This window comes from Geoalkalibacter subterraneus, from assembly GCF_000827125.1.
GTDB lineage: Bacteria > Desulfobacterota > Desulfuromonadia > Desulfuromonadales > Geoalkalibacteraceae > Geoalkalibacter_A > Geoalkalibacter_A subterraneus.
The window spans coordinates 1,443,139-1,464,253 of sequence record NZ_CP010311.1; the positions used below are offsets into that span (position 1 = coordinate 1,443,139).

The 21,115-nt window shown below is 53.6% G+C and carries 24 protein-coding genes; 4 read left to right on the forward strand and 20 right to left on the reverse strand.

Going from position 1 to position 21,115, the window contains the following annotated elements:
• Positions 1–10: 10 nt before the first annotated feature.
• From istB (GSUB_RS06570) to GSUB_RS20045, 7 genes are all read right to left on the reverse strand, one after another.
• A complete protein-coding gene (istB, locus tag GSUB_RS06570) occupies positions 11–796 on the reverse strand; it encodes an IS21-like element helper ATPase IstB (RefSeq protein WP_040199855.1) in 786 nt (261 codons plus the stop codon).
• Positions 786–2,237, reverse strand: coding sequence for an IS21 family transposase (gene istA, locus GSUB_RS06575; protein ID WP_084211813.1), 1,452 nt, complete (start codon positions 2,235–2,237; stop codon positions 786–788). Before istA (GSUB_RS06575) ends, istB (GSUB_RS06570) begins: the two co-directional genes overlap by 11 nt.
• A 249-nt stretch (positions 2,238–2,486) precedes the next feature.
• Positions 2,487–2,864 (reverse strand): DUF6697 family protein, encoded by a 378-nt coding sequence (locus GSUB_RS06580; protein ID WP_052464662.1) that lies wholly within the window; start codon positions 2,862–2,864, stop codon positions 2,487–2,489.
• 94 nt (positions 2,865–2,958) lie between these two features.
• Entirely contained in the window at positions 2,959–3,396 is a 438-nt protein-coding gene (locus GSUB_RS06585) for a hypothetical protein (RefSeq protein WP_144401968.1), read from the reverse strand.
• 262 nt (positions 3,397–3,658) lie between these two features.
• Complete coding sequence (locus GSUB_RS06590) at positions 3,659–4,435, reverse strand: transposase (protein ID WP_040199859.1); 777 nt, start codon at positions 4,433–4,435, stop codon at positions 3,659–3,661.
• Positions 4,436–4,655: 220 nt separating this feature from the next.
• Positions 4,656–4,877 carry an addiction module protein gene (locus GSUB_RS06595; RefSeq protein WP_040199847.1) on the reverse strand — a complete coding sequence of 74 codons (222 nt, stop codon included), beginning with the start codon at positions 4,875–4,877 and terminating at the stop codon, positions 4,656–4,658.
• A gap of 100 nt (positions 4,878–4,977) precedes the next feature.
• A complete protein-coding gene (locus GSUB_RS20045; RefSeq protein ID WP_052464664.1) occupies positions 4,978–5,604 on the reverse strand; it encodes an HNH endonuclease in 627 nt (208 codons plus the stop codon).
• A 244-nt stretch (positions 5,605–5,848) separates the two neighbouring features.
• Between GSUB_RS20045 and GSUB_RS06605 the strand changes: the two genes are divergently transcribed.
• Both GSUB_RS06605 and GSUB_RS06610 read left to right on the forward strand, forming a co-directional pair.
• Complete coding sequence (locus GSUB_RS06605; protein WP_052464648.1) at positions 5,849–6,730, forward strand: site-specific integrase; 882 nt, start codon at positions 5,849–5,851, stop codon at positions 6,728–6,730.
• Entirely contained in the window at positions 6,723–7,826 is a 1,104-nt protein-coding gene (locus tag GSUB_RS06610) for an IS91 family transposase (RefSeq protein ID WP_040199773.1), read from the forward strand. Before GSUB_RS06605 ends, GSUB_RS06610 begins: the two co-directional genes overlap by 8 nt.
• Positions 7,827–8,142: 316 nt before the next feature.
• On the opposite strand, the gene GSUB_RS18535 is transcribed toward GSUB_RS06610, so the two are convergent.
• The 7 genes from GSUB_RS18535 to GSUB_RS06645 all read right to left on the reverse strand — a co-directional run bounded on the left by GSUB_RS18535 (position 8,143) and on the right by GSUB_RS06645 (position 13,002).
• Positions 8,143–8,718, reverse strand: a complete 576-nt coding sequence (locus GSUB_RS18535) for a cold shock domain-containing protein (protein WP_084211815.1) — start codon at positions 8,716–8,718, stop codon at positions 8,143–8,145.
• A gap of 126 nt (positions 8,719–8,844) precedes the next feature.
• Complete coding sequence (locus tag GSUB_RS17960) at positions 8,845–9,408, reverse strand: DUF8453 domain-containing protein (protein ID WP_052464666.1); 564 nt, start codon at positions 9,406–9,408, stop codon at positions 8,845–8,847.
• 88 nt (positions 9,409–9,496) lie between these two features.
• A complete protein-coding gene (locus GSUB_RS06625) occupies positions 9,497–10,423 on the reverse strand; it encodes a hypothetical protein (RefSeq protein WP_040199862.1) in 927 nt (308 codons plus the stop codon).
• Positions 10,401–11,465: a DNA methyltransferase gene (locus GSUB_RS06630; RefSeq protein ID WP_084211817.1), complete on the reverse strand. Its 1,065-nt coding sequence runs from the start codon at positions 11,463–11,465 to the stop codon at positions 10,401–10,403. Before GSUB_RS06630 ends, GSUB_RS06625 begins: the two co-directional genes overlap by 23 nt.
• A gap of 164 nt (positions 11,466–11,629) precedes the next feature.
• Positions 11,630–12,049 (reverse strand): hypothetical protein, encoded by a 420-nt coding sequence (locus GSUB_RS06635; RefSeq protein WP_040199863.1) that lies wholly within the window; start codon positions 12,047–12,049, stop codon positions 11,630–11,632.
• Positions 12,046–12,573 (reverse strand): hypothetical protein, encoded by a 528-nt coding sequence (locus GSUB_RS06640; protein ID WP_040199864.1) that lies wholly within the window; start codon positions 12,571–12,573, stop codon positions 12,046–12,048. Before GSUB_RS06640 ends, GSUB_RS06635 begins: the two co-directional genes overlap by 4 nt.
• A gap of 12 nt (positions 12,574–12,585) precedes the next feature.
• The gene (locus GSUB_RS06645; RefSeq protein ID WP_040199866.1) at positions 12,586–13,002 is read right to left on the reverse strand and encodes an outer membrane protein assembly factor BamE; all 417 of its coding nucleotides are present in this window, start codon (positions 13,000–13,002) and stop codon (positions 12,586–12,588) included.
• A 271-nt stretch (positions 13,003–13,273) separates the two neighbouring features.
• Here GSUB_RS06645 and GSUB_RS06650 point away from each other — a divergent pair, with 271 nt between their 5' ends.
• The gene (locus GSUB_RS06650; protein WP_052464648.1) at positions 13,274–14,155 is read left to right on the forward strand and encodes a site-specific integrase; all 882 of its coding nucleotides are present in this window, start codon (positions 13,274–13,276) and stop codon (positions 14,153–14,155) included.
• The gene (locus GSUB_RS06655; protein WP_040199773.1) at positions 14,148–15,251 is read left to right on the forward strand and encodes an IS91 family transposase; all 1,104 of its coding nucleotides are present in this window, start codon (positions 14,148–14,150) and stop codon (positions 15,249–15,251) included. The genes GSUB_RS06650 and GSUB_RS06655 overlap by 8 nt, the downstream gene beginning before the upstream one ends.
• A gap of 323 nt (positions 15,252–15,574) precedes the next feature.
• Here GSUB_RS06655 and GSUB_RS06660 read toward each other — a convergent pair whose 3' ends face one another.
• From GSUB_RS06660 to istA (GSUB_RS06680), 6 genes are all read right to left on the reverse strand, one after another.
• Positions 15,575–16,258, reverse strand: a complete 684-nt coding sequence (locus GSUB_RS06660; RefSeq protein WP_052464668.1) for a hypothetical protein — start codon at positions 16,256–16,258, stop codon at positions 15,575–15,577.
• Positions 16,259–16,394: 136 nt separating this feature from the next.
• On the reverse strand, positions 16,395–16,727 hold the full coding sequence (locus GSUB_RS18540) for a Qac family quaternary ammonium compound efflux SMR transporter (RefSeq protein WP_084212198.1): 333 nt from the start codon (positions 16,725–16,727) through the stop codon (positions 16,395–16,397).
• A gap of 253 nt (positions 16,728–16,980) precedes the next feature.
• Positions 16,981–18,297 carry an IS110 family RNA-guided transposase gene (locus GSUB_RS06665; RefSeq protein ID WP_040202192.1) on the reverse strand — a complete coding sequence of 439 codons (1,317 nt, stop codon included), beginning with the start codon at positions 18,295–18,297 and terminating at the stop codon, positions 16,981–16,983.
• Positions 18,298–18,588: 291 nt separating this feature from the next.
• Complete coding sequence (locus GSUB_RS06670; RefSeq protein ID WP_040199854.1) at positions 18,589–18,834, reverse strand: hypothetical protein; 246 nt, start codon at positions 18,832–18,834, stop codon at positions 18,589–18,591.
• Between the two features lie 11 nt (positions 18,835–18,845).
• Positions 18,846–19,631, reverse strand: coding sequence for an IS21-like element helper ATPase IstB (istB, locus tag GSUB_RS06675; protein WP_040199855.1), 786 nt, complete (start codon positions 19,629–19,631; stop codon positions 18,846–18,848).
• Entirely contained in the window at positions 19,621–21,072 is a 1,452-nt protein-coding gene (gene istA, locus GSUB_RS06680; RefSeq protein WP_084211813.1) for an IS21 family transposase, read from the reverse strand. The genes istB (GSUB_RS06675) and istA (GSUB_RS06680) overlap by 11 nt, the downstream gene beginning before the upstream one ends.
• Between the last annotated feature and the right edge of the window lie 43 nt (positions 21,073–21,115).

Consider the following 21,115-nt stretch of genomic DNA (forward strand, 5'->3'; position numbering starts at 1 on the left):
GGGTTTGCTCCTAAAGGGTCTCTTGGTGTGGCTCAGTCAGGGCCTGCGCCTTTTGTGATTGCTCCAAACGGTAGCTGGGCATATTGAGCTCCAGAATCACGCTGTGGTGAACGAGTCGGTCAATGGCCGCCGCTGTGGTCATGGGATCCTTGAAGATCTGCTCCCATTTTGAGAAGGGCAGATTGCTGGTGAGCATGATGCTGCTACGCTCATAGCGATCCGCCAGCAGGGTGAAGAGGACCTCCATCTCCTCGCGGCTTTGCTGCACGTACCCGATGTCGTCGATGATCAGCGCCTCGTATTTTGCGTAGCGCTTGAGCACGCGGGCCAGCGTCAGATCCCTCTTGGCGATCAGAAGCTCCTGCACCAGCAGGTTACAGGGCATAAAGCGTATCTGCCGGCCCTGATAAATGAGCTCCTGGGCCACCGCGCACAGCAGATGGGTCTTGCCGCTGCCGGGATTGCCGAAGGCCAGGACGTTTTCCTTATGATCGAGAAACGTCGCCTTGAGCAGCTGGGTCAGCTGTGTATCGACCTTACGAGGCAATCGCTTGCGGTCAAACGCCTTGAGGTTTTTCTCCAGCGGCAGTTTCGAGTCCTTGAGCAGGCGCGCGGTCCTGGCGTTACGGCGCTCTTCGCGCTCGCGCTCGGCCAGCTCCAGCAGGTAGCTCTCGTACTCCCAGTTGTCCCGGCGCGCTGCGATTGCGCTCTCCTGATAGCAGCGCCGGATGGTGGGCAGGTGCAGTTCGGTCAGGTGGCGGTGCAGGCGGGCTGCTTTCTCCTTCTCAGATTGCATGGGCCAGCTCCTGCTGCCCGGACAATAGGCGATCGTAGCTGAGAAGGTCGACTGCGGCGACTCCGATCTCGGTCACAGGCGAGGCAATCTGCTGTGCGTGCACCAACTCCTCCACGGCCTGTGCCGTGACGGGTTGATGCCCGCACAGCTCGTCCAGGGCCGCAGCAACCGCCACTTCGCTCTCTTTGGCCGCCAGCGCCAGTATCTTGAGGTACTCGCGAGCGGCCACTTGCTGGGTGTGGCGCTCTTTGAGCTCGTCATAGGCGAGCCGGAAACAGCTGCCGGGAAACATCTCCTCGCGGTAGCGGTAATTCTCGAAGGCTCCAGGCTTTCGCTGCAGCTGATCGATGACGTGGCGGTAGTTGATAAGATGCCGGCACCTGCCGCGCAGGCGAGGCATCGAGTCCACGCGCTTCTGAGCGTAGAAAAGATCGAGATGGTCGGCAAAAAGCTCAACTTGTAGGCTCTCGCCGATCAGGCGGCTTTCGACGGAATAGGTGTTGTTGCTGACCCGGATGGTGCTTGCGCGACTGACCGTGACCTCAAGGCGCGTACAGCTCTCCAGCCGCCTTTGTGGCAGGTGGCGCAGTATGCGTTGCTCCTCCAGAAAACGCTCGCGGCGACCGCGGTTGAGCTTGGTGAAGAGCTCGCGCAAAAAGCGCCGGTACTCCTCGATGCTCTCGAAGTCGAAGCTGCCGCGCAGAAGGAGGGCCTGGCGAACCGCCCTCTTCAAACGGTAGTTGCTCTGCTCCACGTCGCCGTTCTCGTTGGGGCTGGCGGCCTGCGTCTTGCGACCACTCAGGTTGTAATGCCTGAGCAGAGCCTGATAGCGTTGGGTGAATTCTTCCTGGTGCAGGGCGTTGTGCACGGCCGCCGTCAGCCGGTCCGTCTGATGAGCCTGTGGCACGCCGCCGAGTTCCCACAACGCCGCCTGCAGCCCCTCGCTGAGGCTTTCGAAGCTCTCCGAGTAGCAGATGCTGCCGGTTTCCCAGTTGGAGTAGGTGAGCACGAAGTGATAGATGAGGTGGTCGAAGGGCTGTTTGGCGATGGTGATGCCGAGCTTGCCCATGTGCGTGTAATCGGACTGGGCCAGCTCGCCGGGGCGGTGCAGCTGAGGGAAGAACGTTTCCTTGGAGGGACCTTCCAGGGCCCGCCACCGCTTCACGCGACGCTGCAGGGTGCGCAGCTGGCCGTCTGAGAAGACGCCGGGAAAGCGGCGCTGGAGATCCTCGAAGAGGGTCTTGGCCTCCAGCCCCGGATTATCGGCAAGCTTCTCACGAATGTCCTCCCAATGGGCCTCAAAGGGGTCCGTTCTGGTTCGCCAGGTGTGCTCAACCTTGAGCTCGCTGGGTAGGTTGCCCGCCTTCACGTACTTGCGGGCGGTCTTTTCATCCATGCCGGCCTTGGCAGCGGCAACGCAGCCTGTGGTTTGCGTTTTCATCAGCTTGAATAACCTCCTTACTTGTTGATCGGTGACCATCCGCCATCCTTTCTTTAAAGATGGGCGGAAGCTTACAATCCCCTAAAAATTTCGGGAATTATAATTGTCGCCGGACGGGAGATTTAATTGTCGCTGATCACACCAGTGATAAATCGGCCTCCTCATTCCGGCTGCGACAGCAAACTTATCCGATTTGGAGGCGAACAACAAGTTACTCTACGACAAGACGCCGCTGCGCGGCGTGCATTGCTATTCTGGTTGCCTTTCCAAATACAGAACCATGACGAGGTCACTGCGACCCGCCTTTGCCGCTAGAGCCTTTACATGACCTTGCTCTTCATTTACATTTCGCACCCTGTAGTTGCCTACGTAGATCCATTCGTTAGATTCACGCTTTATGAAGACCGGTACGAATTGCTTCTGTGATGCGAATACCTTGGCATACCGGACGACGTTGACCCCTTCGCCGACCAGGATGACGTCTGGAATGCCCGGGTTCATACTCTCCTTCAGGCAGGCACAGACGACCTGGCCGTCCATATGCGGAAGATACTCTTGGATGCCGCCGCCGAGGATTCTGTTGATATCAGTTCTGGTGTACGAATTCCCCTTCTGCAATGTTTCCATGTCTACCTTTCTGCCTATCTTCCGGCCGCACAACGGTTGGGCTCAGCGTGTTTGCGGAACGCGTAGCGTGTAGCAAATCCGCTGGAGCCCTTTGTTATGCAGTGAACTTCTTCTCTATCACTCTAGCAACAAAGTTAGCTAAGGCACCAAGAGCAGCCTTAATTCCGTCCTGTTTGTATGCATCAATTGGATTACGTACACGCAGCGCCCCCGAGGGAGTAAGTTTTAACCCCTCTCTCGGCCTTCGATTATTAGGCGATGAAAATTGGATCAAGCCCTCTTCTTTGAGATGAGTAAATGCGTCATTTAAAGCTGACCTGCGACGGTTAGCCTCAGGGGTTATGTCCATCGAATCAAAAAAACCGATATTTCTGTCATCTAAAGTGATTTCCTCTGGGTATGACGCATCGAGTCTCTTGAGTATAATTTGCTTCGCTTCAATGAGTAATTTTCTTCCTGACATGGCAACTCTTTTATTTTGCATAACGAGCCTGTAGAAAAACGCATTTGACGGCAGCCAATTGTCCGCCAAGCGAATTCTTCCGAGACTCTGAAATTAGTTTTCTTCGGTTCTCCGGTTTCCCGGGATTTCCGCTTCAGGCCGTTAAAAATCGACTGTGGCAGGCCCCTTGGCACTTTTTACCGGGATTCCCCGTCTTTTCCCCCTACAACACCCATCCATACCGATGAATCTTGAAAATGTTGTGCACCATGGTCATGAGTTGCCACTGGCCGTTCAGGGTACACCTCAGGGTCGGACCAAGACAACTACCAGACATCCTTAATCTTTGTGTTCAAAAATAGGTGTTTTTCTCTACTATAGGCTGATTTTGGGCTGGGAAATCCTCGCCATAGCCCTCTTCGGACTCACGCAAAACGCTACAATCGCCGCTCGCGATGATGGCTCGGCTTTTTCCTCGTACACCAAGCAGACGTTGGGTTTTCAGGACAAACTCTTCACTTCCGACCGCAAGGCTTCTGGTCCAAGCCTCATTGCGCTGCAGGGCATTAGTCCGCAACGCTTCACTTATCCAAGAACCATGATGATCGGCCAGCGCTTGCAGAGTGTTCAGGCCGGCAGCGTCAACCAGCGCATCAAGATCAAGGAGCCGATTACGCCGCCGCTGTCCTTGAATTTCACGGTAACCGCCATGAACCCACTCTTGCGGATGACTGACGGCACCAGCGCGGACCATGTTCAGGTCGATGTACACCAGGCAGCGCAGTAAATGCTCACCGGATTCTATGACGGTGGCATGATAGCGATCTTCCCAGAAAGCGCCTTTGCGTTGCTTGCGCTGGTTATATTCCTGGCCTGTGCGGCCGGCGATCAGTTGCATGGCAGAAGGGATGCTGCCGGGGGGGCCATTGTCTTTCACCAGCAAGTGCACATGATTGCTGGTCACCGTGTAGTTGAGAAGGTTCAGGCCGAAGCGTTTGCGGGCCTCACCGAGCCAGAAAACAAAGCGGCTGCGGTCGCGGGCGAATTTAAGAAGGAATTCCTTTTTGTGACAACGATGGGTGATATGCCAGATGCAGCCTGGGATGTAATGCCGATTGGCTCTTGCCATGGGTTTTCCCCTCCCCGAAGGATTTCATGTCATTGCAGCTAAAGAGTTCCATTTTGACCTCAAAAATCGAGCCATAGTGGGATTTTTGGAGGTGTTTATTTAATTTTTTGACTTTATTTCAGATATTTACCTTGGTCCGACCCCACCTGGGTCCCACCTGCATAGTAATCAATGGCGAGTTGGAACTCCTTTTGGGCCTCTGGATGAAAGGAGTACTTCATCATGAAAAACGTTTCCAGACCTCACTAAAAACATCTTCTCCTGGTATCGGCTTCACGGCGCCAGATTTAATCTCGCCAAGTCTCCGCTTGGCCACTTCAGCCCACTTCTTATCGACTTCTGACTCAGGAGGGTTCAAACTCTTAAGAACGGTGTCAGCTACCCGCGCCCGCTCCTCCACGGGGAGAGACTCAATTTCTCGCAACAAATCTTCTGTTTTCATGTGTGCATCTCCACAAAGGATGAATTCGTGTATTCTCTCAGTTTACTACTGTATGGGCATCGGCACTTGCGCCCATTCGCTTTTTGCCGAACGCCAGCCTTCACCGGCGGGGATGTAGCGCAGCGGAATCCCCGTCCGAGTGCAAGGCATTGTTAGGATTTTCTTCTCCCTCTGACGGCACCCAAAGCATGAGCTCTTCCAGGGGAGGGAACTTGGTCGGTAGTAGTCGCACATCGAAAGGCATATCCCCATCTACAAGCTGACAAAGGGGTGTGCTCATATACCCGTTTTGATCGCAATATCGAGCGACAATTTTGGTGTATCGCCGAAGAAGAAGTATCGATGGGAAGAAGCCCTTGGATGTTGCCCACACCAGCATGTCTCGGCCCTGCTTTGAGCTATTACAACTGCGGCAAGCCCAGATTAGGTTATCCGCATCATCGGGCCCACCACGGATTCTCGGTATGAGGTGATCGACCGCCAAACTATCCTTCGCGCCGCAGTAATAACACGCCTGTGGCGCGGTCATCTTCAGCCGTTCGTCGTCATATAACGACCGCATGGCAATCTTTCCGGACAGCAACCCATGGTAGGTTCTGTTGCGGATTATGTGGTGTATCCGTTGATATTTTTTGACCCCATCCTCCAGGGCTGAGTGCGCACGCGCAAGGTTCGCATACGACCACGATATCTGCTCTTGAACTGTTTCTGGTGTTGGTGTCGCCATGCTTCTCCTTAATCCTAACGCTTCGCCTCAGCGGCGCCCGCCTTTAGCGCGTCCGCTGGAGGCGTTTGTTCAAGTAAGCCGCTTCGCGGCAGAAGTTCCTAAAATCAACACCTTCTCGCCTGCTCTCCCCCTCCTACCGTCTCATTTTTCCTAAAAAATACTTCCGTACCAGTCGATCATCTGCTTTTCATATCCACAAGCCGTCTTCCGCGGCGAAACCTCAACTGTGGAAAGGAGAACCATTATGATGACCGACTGGTACGAACAATCGATGCGGGCCCTACAGCTATCCGGCAAAGGCGACAAAACTCAGCAGATGTACACCCGCTCGGTGCGCAAATTGGTGGAGTTTTACGAGAAAACTCCCGATGCCATCACCGAGACCGAACTGCAGGACTACTTCCTCCATCGCATCAATATCGACGAGTGGTCTCCCGGCACCATGCGCATCTGCCATGCCGGGATCCGCTTCTTTTTTACCAACGTCCTCGATCGCTCATGGCGCACCTTTGAATACCTGCATGTCCAGAAGGAGCGACGCCTGCCGACTGTACTCAGCTGCGAGGAGGTGCAGCGCGTTCTGGCCTGCGTCTATGCCTTTCACAACCGCGTCTTTCTCACCACCGTCTACTCCTGCGGCCTGCGTCTGCAGGAGGCCCTGCATCTAGAAGTCTCCGACATCGACAAGCAGCGCATGATGATTCATGTTTATCGCGGCAAGGGGGCCAAGGACCGCTATGTGCCGCTACCGATGAGCACCTACAAGCTGTTGCGCAAATACTGGGCGACTCACCGTCATCCGCGCCTGCTCTTCCCGGCCCTGGGGCGCAACGGCAAGAATGCTCATAAATCTCAATCCCCCATGGCTGTCAGCAGCGTTCAGGGGGCCATGAAGAACGCCGTGCGCGAGGCGGGCATCCATAAAAAAGAGGTCAAGATCCACACCCTGCGCCACTCTTACGCGACCCATCTGCTTGAGGAGGGCGTCAACATCCGCGTCATCCAAAAGTATCTTGGCCATTCTTCCCTCGACACCACCCTGATTTACCTGCACCTGACCCAGAAGGGGAACGAGGATGCCTGCGCGCTGATCAACACTCTCATGGAGGGCCTCTTCCATGGATAAGCTGACAGCGATCTTCCGCAGCTACGGCCCCGAATATCTTCAGCAACACGGTGCCAAGGTCCCGCCCCAGCACCGGAAGGTGATCGAAGCGATCTTACGCTGCCGGACTCCTGAGAGCGGCACCACCATTTACCGTTGCGAGCACTGCGGCGAGGACCACGTGCTCCATCTGGGCTGCGGCAACCGTCACTGCCCGATCTGCCAGTATCGCAAGGGCCGCCAGTGGCTCGAACGGCAGCTGGAACGCCAGATGCCGGGGGCGCATTTTATGCTGACCTTCACCGTCCCCGAGCCGTTGCGTCCCTTTATGCGCAGCAACCAGCGGCTGGCCTACTCAGCGCTGTTCGCTGCCTCTTCGGAGGCGATGAAGCGGTTGGCCAAGGATTCCCGCTTCATCGGGGGCGACCTGCCGGGGTTCTTCGGCGTGCTGCATACCTGGGGCCGCCAACTACAGTATCACCCGCACATCCACTATGTGGTGACCGGCGGGGCTATCGCTTCGGGCACCGGGCAATGGATGCCATCGCGCAACGAGTTCTACCTGCCGGTTCAGGCCCTCTCACTCATCGTTCGCGCCAAGTTCCGCGAGCGCATCAAGAAGGCCGGTCGGCTCGGCGAGATCCCCAGCAGCGTATGGAAAACCGACTGGAACGTCAACTGCCAGGCCGTCGGCGACGCCGAAGGTTCGCTGAAGTATCTGGCGCCCTACGTCTTTCGTGTGGCGATCTCCAGCAGTCGCATCGTTTCGGTGGAAAAGGGCCGGGTCACCTTCAGCTACAAGAAGAAGGGGAGCAGTCGACCACGCACCCGCGAAGTGTCCGCCCTGGAGTTCCTCCGACTGTTCCTGCAACATGTGCTGCCCTGGGGCTTTATGAAGGTGCGCTACTACGGTTTCTTGAGCCCTGGATGCCGCATGCCTCTTGCGGAGGTTCGCGCCCGCATTCAGATTGCCCACGGCTTTGCCGTCACGGTACCGAAGGTGATGCCGGAACCACAACCGCCGTTAAGCTGTCGGCAGTGTGGGAAAGAACTTGAGGGGTACCGTCTGATCTTGCCACCGAAACGCAAACCTGAGAAGCGGGCGCGGACGGGGTAGAAACACCCTGCACCTCTCCAAAACCCCATGTCGGGCCCTCAATGGTCTGCCCAGAACCTCTTTCTGAGCAGGAAGGCACCGGTGCGCCCAACGTGCTAAAAATGAGGTAACTTGGCAGGAAATCCGAGGGTATTTTTACTAGCATTTGCCCTCTTGGCGCCGTCAAGGGGCTCGCAAGGCCCCATTGGCAGGTTCATTTCTCCCCCACCCGGGCCATCGCCCCCCCCCCACCTGAAAACCAATCCCCTATATTGAAAGATCGTGCCCAAACTCGGGCTTCTTGAACAATGGATTGAGACGACGCCTTCGGGTCGTATCAATCCTTATTGGTTATGTGCTTTACTGCAAAGTTTAGGACTGCCCGCACTTGGCTTGATAAAGCAGGTTTAGTTATTAACCAGCTGGCTATTGCTGGTGATGTTTTGTAATACGTCTTCACAAAAGCTCTGCCCGCGACATTTTTTAGTAACGTGTTGTCTCGATATTTGCGCAGCTCTCTTACTTGGTAACACGAAGGATCACCATAAACAGCAGTAGCAATGAAGCAATTACTGAATGTTTTTACTGTTGCAGCACAATAGGGGCAAACCGACTTTTCTGGGCTACCTCGATAAGTAATGATTCTAGGAACAATTTTTTTACCACAACTTGGACAGTTGATTCTGTCATCAGCAGGCCGAGTATTTTGCGAGGGCACTTTCGCAGTAATTGTGACATTGATTGCTCTTGGCCCTTTATTTCCAGGCTTTGACTCAAACTGAACCGAATCGCCATTTGACGGTAACGATGCGCCATTGATGCTCTGAACATTAAAGTAATAATCTTCTCCGCCTTCAGATGTAATGAAGCCGTAACCCTTCTCTGAGCTGAACCATTTTACAGTGCCTTGCACGACATCTCCTTTTCTTATTGCACATAACGCCCGCAGCACGCGCGGCTTTGTAATGGAGGCGCAGCCGCAATGAAAAAGCCGTCGCTGTGCCTGCGATTGTTAACTTTTTTCTCGGTCAGCAATTTGTTAAACGCCCTTACTGACTGAGACAAACGATTTGTTGAGAGCCTTAAGCTCTTTTACCAAGTTTGGCCCGTACCCGTGTTCTGCGGATTCACTACGCTCAAATGTCCGCACATCGAGAGACGATGTTGCGCTCAACCGTCTAGAGTAAAATCTTGGCTTTCCGACCGCATAATACTGGGCCTCAACTTGTATCGGTTCATCACCGATATATTTGTAAAGACCGCCGTATTGCCCCCAAGTTAGCGTGATCTGCTGCCCTGGTGCTAAAAATGGAATGCCAGTGACGATGGGGCCAACCTCCATAGACTCGGGCATTTTCTCTGGCACCTCTATGCTGAAAGCTTCGTAGGGAAGTGGCCTAGTCGGTTTAAATTTTATGCTGTGAGCAGCACCATTACCGATGTTCTTGATAATCAGATTTACAATGGAAGGTCGTTTAATATCAGGATCGGCATAGACGATAACGACCGGATCAGTTGATGACCGAAAGACAGCGTATGTGACCACTACAGACGCTGTTGCAATCAAGGCCATAAAGACCGAAATCCAGTTACCAACATCCATCTCGTTGCGACCTCCAAGAAGTTAACGCCAAGCGTAACCGGCCGGGCTTAGAGCGGAGCGAAAAGCCCGGTCCGAGTTGACGCTTTTGTTAGCAGTTAGTTTCGATAAGGTTCGCAATTTCACGAAACTTATCTGCCAGCAGCTTAGAGGCTTCAGGATTACCTGTCGCGCTTGCGGTAGTTTTCGCGATGCGTTGGAGGGCTGCATCGACATCCTTATCAGTAGCGCTTTCAGTAAATATCGCAAGGAACTGTTGCCAAGCTGCGAGCTGAATTCCCGCCAGCTTCTCTTCGAATAGTTCGGCTATGTAGTCCTCCATAACACCTGCGCGTGCCAACCGCCCAAAGTTACCGCCTCCATCACTCTCCGGGCGGTCGGAGATCATGTCCGATTTAGTCGGATAAAACTGAGCCACTGAAGACAGCTGAATATCTCTACTGGAAGTTCCCTTTCGTTTGTGCTGCCAATACCAATTTCTATATTCCGCAGCGTGCCTTGCACCCATTAGAAATGGTTCGAAGACTATTGGTGATCCGGAAATCACATTCGAAAGCGCCCAAGGGACAACGACCAAAAGATCCGCTGGCGCACAGACAGCAGGCGTCACTTTATAACGAAAGCTGGGCTCCTTTTCTTTGGCAAGCACATACCATCCTTTGAGCTCGATACCCAAAAGGACGTCGGGCTCTACATCCGGCGCACTGGCTTTCAAAACCACGTCAGGGAATGTTTGCGGTTGCCGCTCGAATTCATAGAGCGCGTATCGCTGCTCTGGATCCCACACCCCTCTCAATTTGTTTAAAGAGTTTACAACCTGCTGTTCAATAGTCGCACCAAGCGACGAGTTGAACGCAAACAAATCCGTTGCTAACACGCCGTCAATGTTAAGAGTACTCTCGAAACGTGAAGGCAATGAATAAATAGCCTTCTTGACGGCCACAAACAATTCATAATGAGCCCATTTTTCCTCTGGCGCGGTAGCCGTAGGCGGACTAGGAATTTCGCTTTCGCTCATACAGTGGAAGCTCCTGATAGATGGCGTTTATTCTTTCCGAAGCCGCATCGAAGTACTCGGGAATAAGTTCGGACGCGTAACATTGCCTGCCCATTCGTAGAGATGCGACGGTAGCTGAGCAAAGCCCCCCGAAGGGCTCCCAGACCACATCGCCTGGATCAGTTGAGGCTCCGATAATCCGCTCCATTAGCCGCAATGGCTTCTGGTTGGCATGCAACGATTGCATGCCCTTTCTAATGATTCGCTCTTTGCCTCGAACTGCCGGCTCTTGCCAGACATTGGTGATGCCATGCACATGATTCCATTTAGCCCTCATGCGTTCCCATTTTCTTGCTGTAAGGTGTGTTTTACCATCAAGAGAAAAATATGGGCGGTCTGTATCTAGGCCATTTGCATTAGCATACTTGGCCAACATTTCCATCTTCTCGGGCGGCGGGAAGTACCATAAATCGCACTGCGTAAAATACTTCCGTGTTGCGGCATTCTTAACGCCACATGCTTCATTTGTTTTGTAGAGAGGCAATCCACTTCTTTGCCACTCACTTCTGAGCCATTCTTTAATTGAGCAAGGCTTTCCGTCATAATCACGAAGCTGCACTTCTCGTACATACTGCACGCAAATCTCGGTTACGACAGGAAAGCCCCTGATCGTGTCTCCGTTACAGTTACCGGCAACATGCCCAATGCCTTTATCCCATATGTGTGCCGCCCTATACTTCCAGCCATGCAACTTCAATACCTGGTGAACTTCAGCCCAAGCAAGCTCAGAACACCAAAACCACAGGGTCGTGTCGGCGCTAGCCTTCTTGCTCCACTCAGCGATGTGAGGCGCATACCACTCTGCCAAACTCTCGACGCCATTCGGCTCACCTGGGAATTTCGCGAGCCCATAAGGGCCGTCCGAAACAATTGCTGTGGGAGTAGGCCACTCGCCATATTTCTCGAGTGAGTCTCCCAGATGGAGACTCACTTGAGGATGGGAGGCATCCTCAATCCGCAATGGTGCGGTTCTACGTTTTTGATACTTAATTATTTTTGCCATTATTCGCTCCTGCTAATGCGGCTAATAGCCGTAGTTTATCAAGGTGCGCCCCTTGTCCCTAGTGCGCTGAGTTCTCCCACTGCTAACGCTCCGCATAACCGGATGGCAATGGAGCGTAGCGGAATTGCCAGTCCGAGTTGATGCGGTTGTTATCTGATTTAGTTTTAATCAGCTTGGTGAGCAGTTAAGAACATCGCTTTTTCTAACGCTGCAAAAAACTGTTGGTATGGCTCCGGGTCCGTAACCGGCTGTACGTTATACTGTGCATTAGCACGCACGAGAAGCTGAGTTGTCCCTCGCGGTCGAACTGTTACCGTCATGCGGAGTGCATAACCCTTCAATTTTGTAGCACTGACGGTTCCAAGGGTTGCATCTGCTTTGTCGAGCACAAATCCTAAATCTTGCAGTGTTGCCATTACAGTTCTTAATGTCTTTTCTTTATCTGTTGTATCAAAAGCTCGTGTCTGAATGCTCCTCAGTTGAACTTGACTCGCTTCAGAATCAAGAAGGCGTTGTTGGGTTGTTGCGCACCCTGTAAGAAAAACAACTAATGCGACTAATAAAAGCGACAATTTTGTTTTCATATTTCTTGTCCCTCCAGAAAAATTGCTTTTGAAAGCTTATCAAAAAATTCTTGGTACACTGCGGGATCAATTATACTCTCCGACTTAGTTACTTGCCCTTGTGTATTCCAAACAATACGCTGGAAAGTTACTCTCACAGCTATATAATTTTCCTGGTCCCCTATAGGGCGAGTTACTACACTCGCCCGCATTTTTTGTTCTTTGTCGACTGCCATTGCCCCCCCGCCCAAAGCTGCAACTATAACTGCTGTGACGATTTGCCCTGCATTTTCAGCACTTCTTTGTTTAGATGCTGTTATTAAACCAAGATTTGTTTCGCTTTCATCAATATTGAATCCCATATCCTGAAGAAGCCCAGCACAAGCGGCGAGTATTTTCCCCTCATCTTTAGTTTCGTACTTCCGCGTTTGCATTTGACGTTCTGCAAGAGACTCAGGACTTAAGGTTAAAGCATCTTTTGGTATTGTTTGGCACCCGGCTACAAGAAAAGCGCCGACAAGAAATATTGATAAAAACTTTTTCATCTTCCTGCCCCCTTAAAATCGTGATGTATGATATGCAAAATCACGCACCTTTTTGTCATTGTCGAACTTAATTATTATAGTGAGGGTTTGTTGACTTGTTGAGGATGAACCAGCACTTCCACGATAGCCAAGCAAAATCAAAGTTCCATAACCTGAACTTTCTGATTGAACTCTATCAGTAGATATTTTGTCATAAATCCAGACTTCACGACCCTGTTCATCAGTAGTAACAATATTTGGCGAACCAAGAGCAGCCGCTACTTCTGCACCAGACATCCCTTTCTTGATTTCTTTTTGGACTGTCCCCACAGTCAATTTATCCCCTCGCAGCCCTTCCTGTGTATCTGACGCATGACGTGCGGCAACGCACCCTGTAAATAATGCAACGAGACAAATAAACACAATTGCCTTCAACACCTTTTTGAACATTTTTTACCTCCTTTGCGCGTTGAATAGGTGATTCGTTTCATTTACAGATAACGCCTAAAGCAGCGGCGCGTTTACGCGTCCGCTGCCTTTACTTGTTCAAGTAAGCCGCTTCGCGGCAGAAGTTCCTAAAATCAACACCTTCTCGCCTGCTCTCCCCCTCCTACCGTCTCATTTTTCCTAAAAAATACTTCCGTACCAGTCGATCATCTGCTTTTCATATCCACAAGCCGTCTTCCGCGGCGAAACCTCAACTGTGGAAAGGAGAACCATTATGATGACCGACTGGTACGAACAATCGATGCGGGCCCTACAGCTATCCGGCAAAGGCGACAAAACTCAGCAGATGTACACCCGCTCGGTGCGCAAATTGGTGGAGTTTTACGAGAAAACTCCCGATGCCATCACCGAGACCGAACTGCAGGACTACTTCCTCCATCGCATCAATATCGACGAGTGGTCTCCCGGCACCATGCGCATCTGCCATGCCGGGATCCGCTTCTTTTTTACCAACGTCCTCGATCGCTCATGGCGCACCTTTGAATACCTGCATGTCCAGAAGGAGCGACGCCTGCCGACTGTACTCAGCTGCGAGGAGGTGCAGCGCGTTCTGGCCTGCGTCTATGCCTTTCACAACCGCGTCTTTCTCACCACCGTCTACTCCTGCGGCCTGCGTCTGCAGGAGGCCCTGCATCTAGAAGTCTCCGACATCGACAAGCAGCGCATGATGATTCATGTTTATCGCGGCAAGGGGGCCAAGGACCGCTATGTGCCGCTACCGATGAGCACCTACAAGCTGTTGCGCAAATACTGGGCGACTCACCGTCATCCGCGCCTGCTCTTCCCGGCCCTGGGGCGCAACGGCAAGAATGCTCATAAATCTCAATCCCCCATGGCTGTCAGCAGCGTTCAGGGGGCCATGAAGAACGCCGTGCGCGAGGCGGGCATCCATAAAAAAGAGGTCAAGATCCACACCCTGCGCCACTCTTACGCGACCCATCTGCTTGAGGAGGGCGTCAACATCCGCGTCATCCAAAAGTATCTTGGCCATTCTTCCCTCGACACCACCCTGATTTACCTGCACCTGACCCAGAAGGGGAACGAGGATGCCTGCGCGCTGATCAACACTCTCATGGAGGGCCTCTTCCATGGATAAGCTGACAGCGATCTTCCGCAGCTACGGCCCCGAATATCTTCAGCAACACGGTGCCAAGGTCCCGCCCCAGCACCGGAAGGTGATCGAAGCGATCTTACGCTGCCGGACTCCTGAGAGCGGCACCACCATTTACCGTTGCGAGCACTGCGGCGAGGACCACGTGCTCCATCTGGGCTGCGGCAACCGTCACTGCCCGATCTGCCAGTATCGCAAGGGCCGCCAGTGGCTCGAACGGCAGCTGGAACGCCAGATGCCGGGGGCGCATTTTATGCTGACCTTCACCGTCCCCGAGCCGTTGCGTCCCTTTATGCGCAGCAACCAGCGGCTGGCCTACTCAGCGCTGTTCGCTGCCTCTTCGGAGGCGATGAAGCGGTTGGCCAAGGATTCCCGCTTCATCGGGGGCGACCTGCCGGGGTTCTTCGGCGTGCTGCATACCTGGGGCCGCCAACTACAGTATCACCCGCACATCCACTATGTGGTGACCGGCGGGGCTATCGCTTCGGGCACCGGGCAATGGATGCCATCGCGCAACGAGTTCTACCTGCCGGTTCAGGCCCTCTCACTCATCGTTCGCGCCAAGTTCCGCGAGCGCATCAAGAAGGCCGGTCGGCTCGGCGAGATCCCCAGCAGCGTATGGAAAACCGACTGGAACGTCAACTGCCAGGCCGTCGGCGACGCCGAAGGTTCGCTGAAGTATCTGGCGCCCTACGTCTTTCGTGTGGCGATCTCCAGCAGTCGCATCGTTTCGGTGGAAAAGGGCCGGGTCACCTTCAGCTACAAGAAGAAGGGGAGCAGTCGACCACGCACCCGCGAAGTGTCCGCCCTGGAGTTCCTCCGACTGTTCCTGCAACATGTGCTGCCCTGGGGCTTTATGAAGGTGCGCTACTACGGTTTCTTGAGCCCTGGATGCCGCATGCCTCTTGCGGAGGTTCGCGCCCGCATTCAGATTGCCCACGGCTTTGCCGTCACGGTACCGAAGGTGATGCCGGAACCACAACCGCCGTTAAGCTGTCGGCAGTGTGGGAAAGAACTTGAGGGGTACCGTCTGATCTTGCCACCGAAACGCAAACCTGAGAAGCGGGCGCGGACGGGGTAGAAACACCCTGCACCTCTCCAAAACCCCATGTCGGGCCCTCAATGGTCTGCCCAGAACCTCTTTCTGAGCAGGAAGGCACCGGTGCGCCCAACGTGCTAAAAATGAGGTAACTTGGCAGGAAATCCGAGGGTATTTTTACTAGCATTTGCCCTCTTGGCGCCGTCAAGGGGCTCGCAAGGCCCCATTGGCAGGTTCATTTCTCCCCCACCCGGGCCATCGCCCCCCCCCCACCTGAAAACCAATCCCCTATATTGAAAGATCGTGCCCAAACTCGGGCTTCTTGAACAATGGATTGAGACGACGCCTTCGGGTCGTATCAATCCTTATTGGTTAGCTTTTTCATACCAATACATTTTACCCTTAGGTAATATCTCTTTCTCGTAAACCCTATCTTCGATCTGGCTGATTTTTCGCAAAACCGCTAGCCTCAAACTTTTTACTACTTCTGTAAAGGGAATGTCGGGGGCATCAGAAAAATCAGGTTGCATGAGTTCTCTGTATAATTTCGGCTTTTCATTTGATCTTTTGTTCGGGTAAAGAACCAAGGCGATTTTTACTTCTTCAAAATTATCCGCACCGCTATGAGCTGCAAAGTTGCGGCGCATGTGCATAATTTTGTCATGACGCTCCCAGTACTTTTCGTCCAGCATCTTCCTCTCCAGTTTGATTTTCCGACCTTCGCAGGTAGTAAAGCATTTCCCATAAAATGTTAATGCTGCGACATACAGATCTTTAACAAGGTTGTAGGTTTTTCGGTCTGGTGAAATTTGAGGAGAGTTCCTACGCTCTTCTAAATACAATTCATCTATTTCTTCGAGCCATACCAGAACATTCCAAAGATCTTTTTCAATTAGCGCGTACCCCGCTAACTGTTGTGAAATTTTATCTTTTAGCTCTATTCGAGGAGCTCTTTTTCTTTTATGGAAGTACTTTGTGATCCTCTTAATCTGATTCGGATCAAGAATCTCATGCACTTCCCATCCGTCTTCTTGTTTAACTTTTCGCATAATTCTCTCAGGGAAGCTAACGCCTTGCACAGCGGAAACCGTAGTGTAGTGGCTTTGTGCAACAATGAGCGAAGCGAATACAAAGCCGCGGAGCGGAGGTTTTCCGACTGGTGCAACTTGTTAGATGCATACTGGACTAATGTGCACTGGTTTTTGAAAGCAAGTTGAGAACAACAACGCCACCAACGATTAAACCCATGCCAACATACCCCCAAAGGTCAAGTTTTTGCCCGTGCATGAACCATGCGACTAGAGTTACTAAAACTATGCCAAGCCCTGACCAAATTGCATATGCAATACCAACAGGGATTGATTTCAGAGTAAGTGAAAGTAAATAGAAAGCAGCGCCATAGCCAATAATAACAAGCAGCGATGGGGCGATTTTAGTAAAACCTTCACTAGACTTAAGACTAGATGTTGCAATTACTTCACAAATAATAGCAGCGGATAAGAATAACCAGTTTTTCACAGTTTTCTCCAATGTATATATTTTTCGAAAGATTAAACTAATCCTTTAAAAATGAGCAGTCTTGTTCTTTTGAAGAGGCTGTGAGCACATGGGGCATCTAACGGTTCATGATAACCGGCGGCGTGCGACCTTTGCACACCACCGAATTTTTTCGAGAAAGTCGGATAGCCCATTCCGTCCGGTTGATTTTATGGTTGTGCGCCTTGAATTGTCTTCTGAGTAACTTAACCCTGGTTCTTTTAAATTCAGGTTGTTACAAAGCGGCAATTTTGCCCTCGGTCGGAACAAGTTCGAATCCGAGGTGCTTGGCATTGCGCTTCAGGTTTTGTACGAGTCGCGACTGGTATCGCTCCTCGTAGTAGTCCTGGCCAAGGTCGATGTATGATGTTCGATTTTTGAGCATTTTGTAGACTATGGTCGCAATCTTTCGGGCGGTTGCCGTTATGGCCTTGGGTGCGCCCAACCTTGCCTTCATGCGGCGGAAGTAGCTGCCCAGGTAGCTCTTTGATCTGGTCAAGCTAAAGGCGGCCATGCGGAAAGCTTGCGCTGCCCGATTGGCGTTCTTTTGGGTGGCACTGCTCAGGACCTTACCGCCGCTAATCTTCGCTCCCGGAGCCAACGACATCCAGGAAGTGAAATGTTTATCGGTTTTCCAGCGGCTCATGTCTATGCCGATTTCAGCGATGATTTTCAGGGCAGAGGTGGTGTCGATTCCGTCAATTTCCGTCAGATCAACGCCGGATATGCGCATCAAAGCTTCATCGATGCTCGCTGGTGGCTTGTCGTCACCAGAATCGCCCTCGGTACCTATGGCATCGAAAGATTTGAGTTGGGCCAGTATTTGCCGGTCACACTCGTTTATCTTAGCCAGATAGAATTCGTACAGTTCTACAGCTTGCTGCAGGGAGAAGAGGTGTTCAGGCCGGAAATTGCCCTGCAAAGAGCGAGCGATGGTCTTCGCGTCGTTCTTGCAGCGATTATCCCGCAAGGCTGCCAATGTGTCGGGATCGCGCTCCCCCTCCAGGATCGCTTTGATGATGCGCATCCCGGTTGCTCCTGTGATGTTGCTGACAACGTTATGCAGTTGCAGATTCATCTGGGCCATCGCCTTTTGCATGTGCTGGATATGAGACCCGGAGATCTTGACCAGCGTCGCCCTTTGCCGGACATAGGCGCGAAGCGCACACACCTGATCTGCAGGACGAAACGCCCCGCGCAGAAGGCCATAGGTGTGCAACTGCTGCAACCACTGGCAGTCCAGGACGTCGCTCTTTCTACCAGGGACATTCTTGACATGCCGCGCGTTGACCAGCCTCACCTCGAAGCCGTGGCTTTCGAGAATCTCAAAGACCGGGATCCAGTAGATCCCAGTGGACTCCATGGCGACCGTGGTAACGCCACAGCAGAGAAGCCAATCGGCCAAACGCTCAAGGTCATCGGTGAAGGTGGAGAATTCGCGGACCGGTTCGGGATCTGCCCCCTCGGGGACCGCTACAAAATGACTCTTGGAGCCGACGTCAATTCCGGCAGCACAGGCGTTGAGATGCACCAGATGCTTCGGTAACCGCATAGGCTTTTTCTTGGATGTCTTCTTCTGCTTCATGACTACGGCCTCCTGGAGAAATAAGGCAGACCGAAAAGGGGAACTGTCGAATGCGGCTCTCTTCTGAACGGGATAGCAAAACGCTTCACCAATGACAAAATCGCCAGTTCCCGGACCATGCTATTCAACGGGCACAAAGGCACCAGTGATCAACGTCAACTATTTTTCCGGGTCAGCGACAATTAAAATTCCCGTTTCTTGAGAGCTGTTGACGACGGTGGCTGTTGGGACTTTTTGCCGCCGCCGCTTGCGGCTCTGCTAGATGTTTTGCTGCTGAAGCTCTCTGGCCTTTTTCTGGCTGTACCCGATGTCCGCTCTGGATACGTCATACAGGTAGACCGGGTGGTCGAAGCCCGACTTGATGAGCAACCCACCGTTACAGTCGGTGATCGCAGTGACGCAACCACTGCCGCAACGCAGAAACCGTGTCGTGTTCTCAGGTGTGAACTCCACCTCAAGCGTCTCCAGGCGGCCTTTCTGGGGGTTGTAGGCTAAGCATTTCATGGGGTTTGCTCCTAAAGGGTCTCTTGGTGTGGCTCAGTCAGGGCCTGCGCCTTTTGTGATTGCTCCAAACGGTAGCTGGGCATATTGAGCTCCAGAATCACGCTGTGGTGAACGAGTCGGTCAATGGCCGCCGCTGTGGTCATGGGATCCTTGAAGATCTGCTCCCATTTTGAGAAGGGCAGATTGCTGGTGAGCATGATGCTGCTACGCTCATAGCGATCCGCCAGCAGGGTGAAGAGGACCTCCATCTCCTCGCGGCTTTGCTGCACGTACCCGATGTCGTCGATGATCAGCGCCTCGTATTTTGCGTAGCGCTTGAGCACGCGGGCCAGCGTCAGATCCCTCTTGGCGATCAGAAGCTCCTGCACCAGCAGGTTACAGGGCATAAAGCGTATCTGCCGGCCCTGATAAATGAGCTCCTGGGCCACCGCGCACAGCAGATGGGTCTTGCCGCTGCCGGGATTGCCGAAGGCCAGGACGTTTTCCTTATGATCGAGAAACGTCGCCTTGAGCAGCTGGGTCAGCTGTGTATCGACCTTACGAGGCAATCGCTTGCGGTCAAACGCCTTGAGGTTTTTCTCCAGCGGCAGTTTCGAGTCCTTGAGCAGGCGCGCGGTCCTGGCGTTACGGCGCTCTTCGCGCTCGCGCTCGGCCAGCTCCAGCAGGTAGCTCTCGTACTCCCAGTTGTCCCGGCGCGCTGCGATTGCGCTCTCCTGATAGCAGCGCCGGATGGTGGGCAGGTGCAGTTCGGTCAGGTGGCGGTGCAGGCGGGCTGCTTTCTCCTTCTCAGATTGCATGGGCCAGCTCCTGCTGCCCGGACAATAGGCGATCGTAGCTGAGAAGGTCGACTGCGGCGACTCCGATCTCGGTCACAGGCGAGGCAATCTGCTGTGCGTGCACCAACTCCTCCACGGCCTGTGCCGTGACGGGTTGATGCCCGCACAGCTCGTCCAGGGCCGCAGCAACCGCCACTTCGCTCTCTTTGGCCGCCAGCGCCAGTATCTTGAGGTACTCGCGAGCGGCCACTTGCTGGGTGTGGCGCTCTTTGAGCTCGTCATAGGCGAGCCGGAAACAGCTGCCGGGAAACATCTCCTCGCGGTAGCGGTAATTCTCGAAGGCTCCAGGCTTTCGCTGCAGCTGATCGATGACGTGGCGGTAGTTGATAAGATGCCGGCACCTGCCGCGCAGGCGAGGCATCGAGTCCACGCGCTTCTGAGCGTAGAAAAGATCGAGATGGTCGGCAAAAAGCTCAACTTGTAGGCTCTCGCCGATCAGGCGGCTTTCGACGGAATAGGTGTTGTTGCTGACCCGGATGGTGCTTGCGCGACTGACCGTGACCTCAAGGCGCGTACAGCTCTCCAGCCGCCTTTGTGGCAGGTGGCGCAGTATGCGTTGCTCCTCCAGAAAACGCTCGCGGCGACCGCGGTTGAGCTTGGTGAAGAGCTCGCGCAAAAAGCGCCGGTACTCCTCGATGCTCTCGAAGTCGAAGCTGCCGCGCAGAAGGAGGGCCTGGCGAACCGCCCTCTTCAAACGGTAGTTGCTCTGCTCCACGTCGCCGTTCTCGTTGGGGCTGGCGGCCTGCGTCTTGCGACCACTCAGGTTGTAATGCCTGAGCAGAGCCTGATAGCGTTGGGTGAATTCTTCCTGGTGCAGGGCGTTGTGCACGGCCGCCGTCAGCCGGTCCGTCTGATGAGCCTGTGGCACGCCGCCGAGTTCCCACAACGCCGCCTGCAGCCCCTCGCTGAGGCTTTCGAAGCTCTCCGAGTAGCAGATGCTGCCGGTTTCCCAGTTGGAGTAGGTGAGCACGAAGTGATAGATGAGGTGGTCGAAGGGCTGTTTGGCGATGGTGATGCCGAGCTTGCCCATGTGCGTGTAATCGGACTGGGCCAGCTCGCCGGGGCGGTGCAGCTGAGGGAAGAACGTTTCCTTGGAGGGACCTTCCAGGGCCCGCCACCGCTTCACGCGACGCTGCAGGGTGCGCAGCTGGCCGTCTGAGAAGACGCCGGGAAAGCGGCGCTGGAGATCCTCGAAGAGGGTCTTGGCCTCCAGCCCCGGATTATCGGCAAGCTTCTCACGAATGTCCTCCCAATGGGCCTCAAAGGGGTCCGTTCTGGTTCGCCAGGTGTGCTCAACCTTGAGCTCGCTGGGTAGGTTGCCCGCCTTCACGTACTTGCGGGCGGTCTTTTCATCCATGCCGGCCTTGGCAGCGGCAACGCAGCCTGTGGTTTGCGTTTTCATCAGCTTGAATAACCTCCTTACTTGTTGATCGGTGACCATCCGC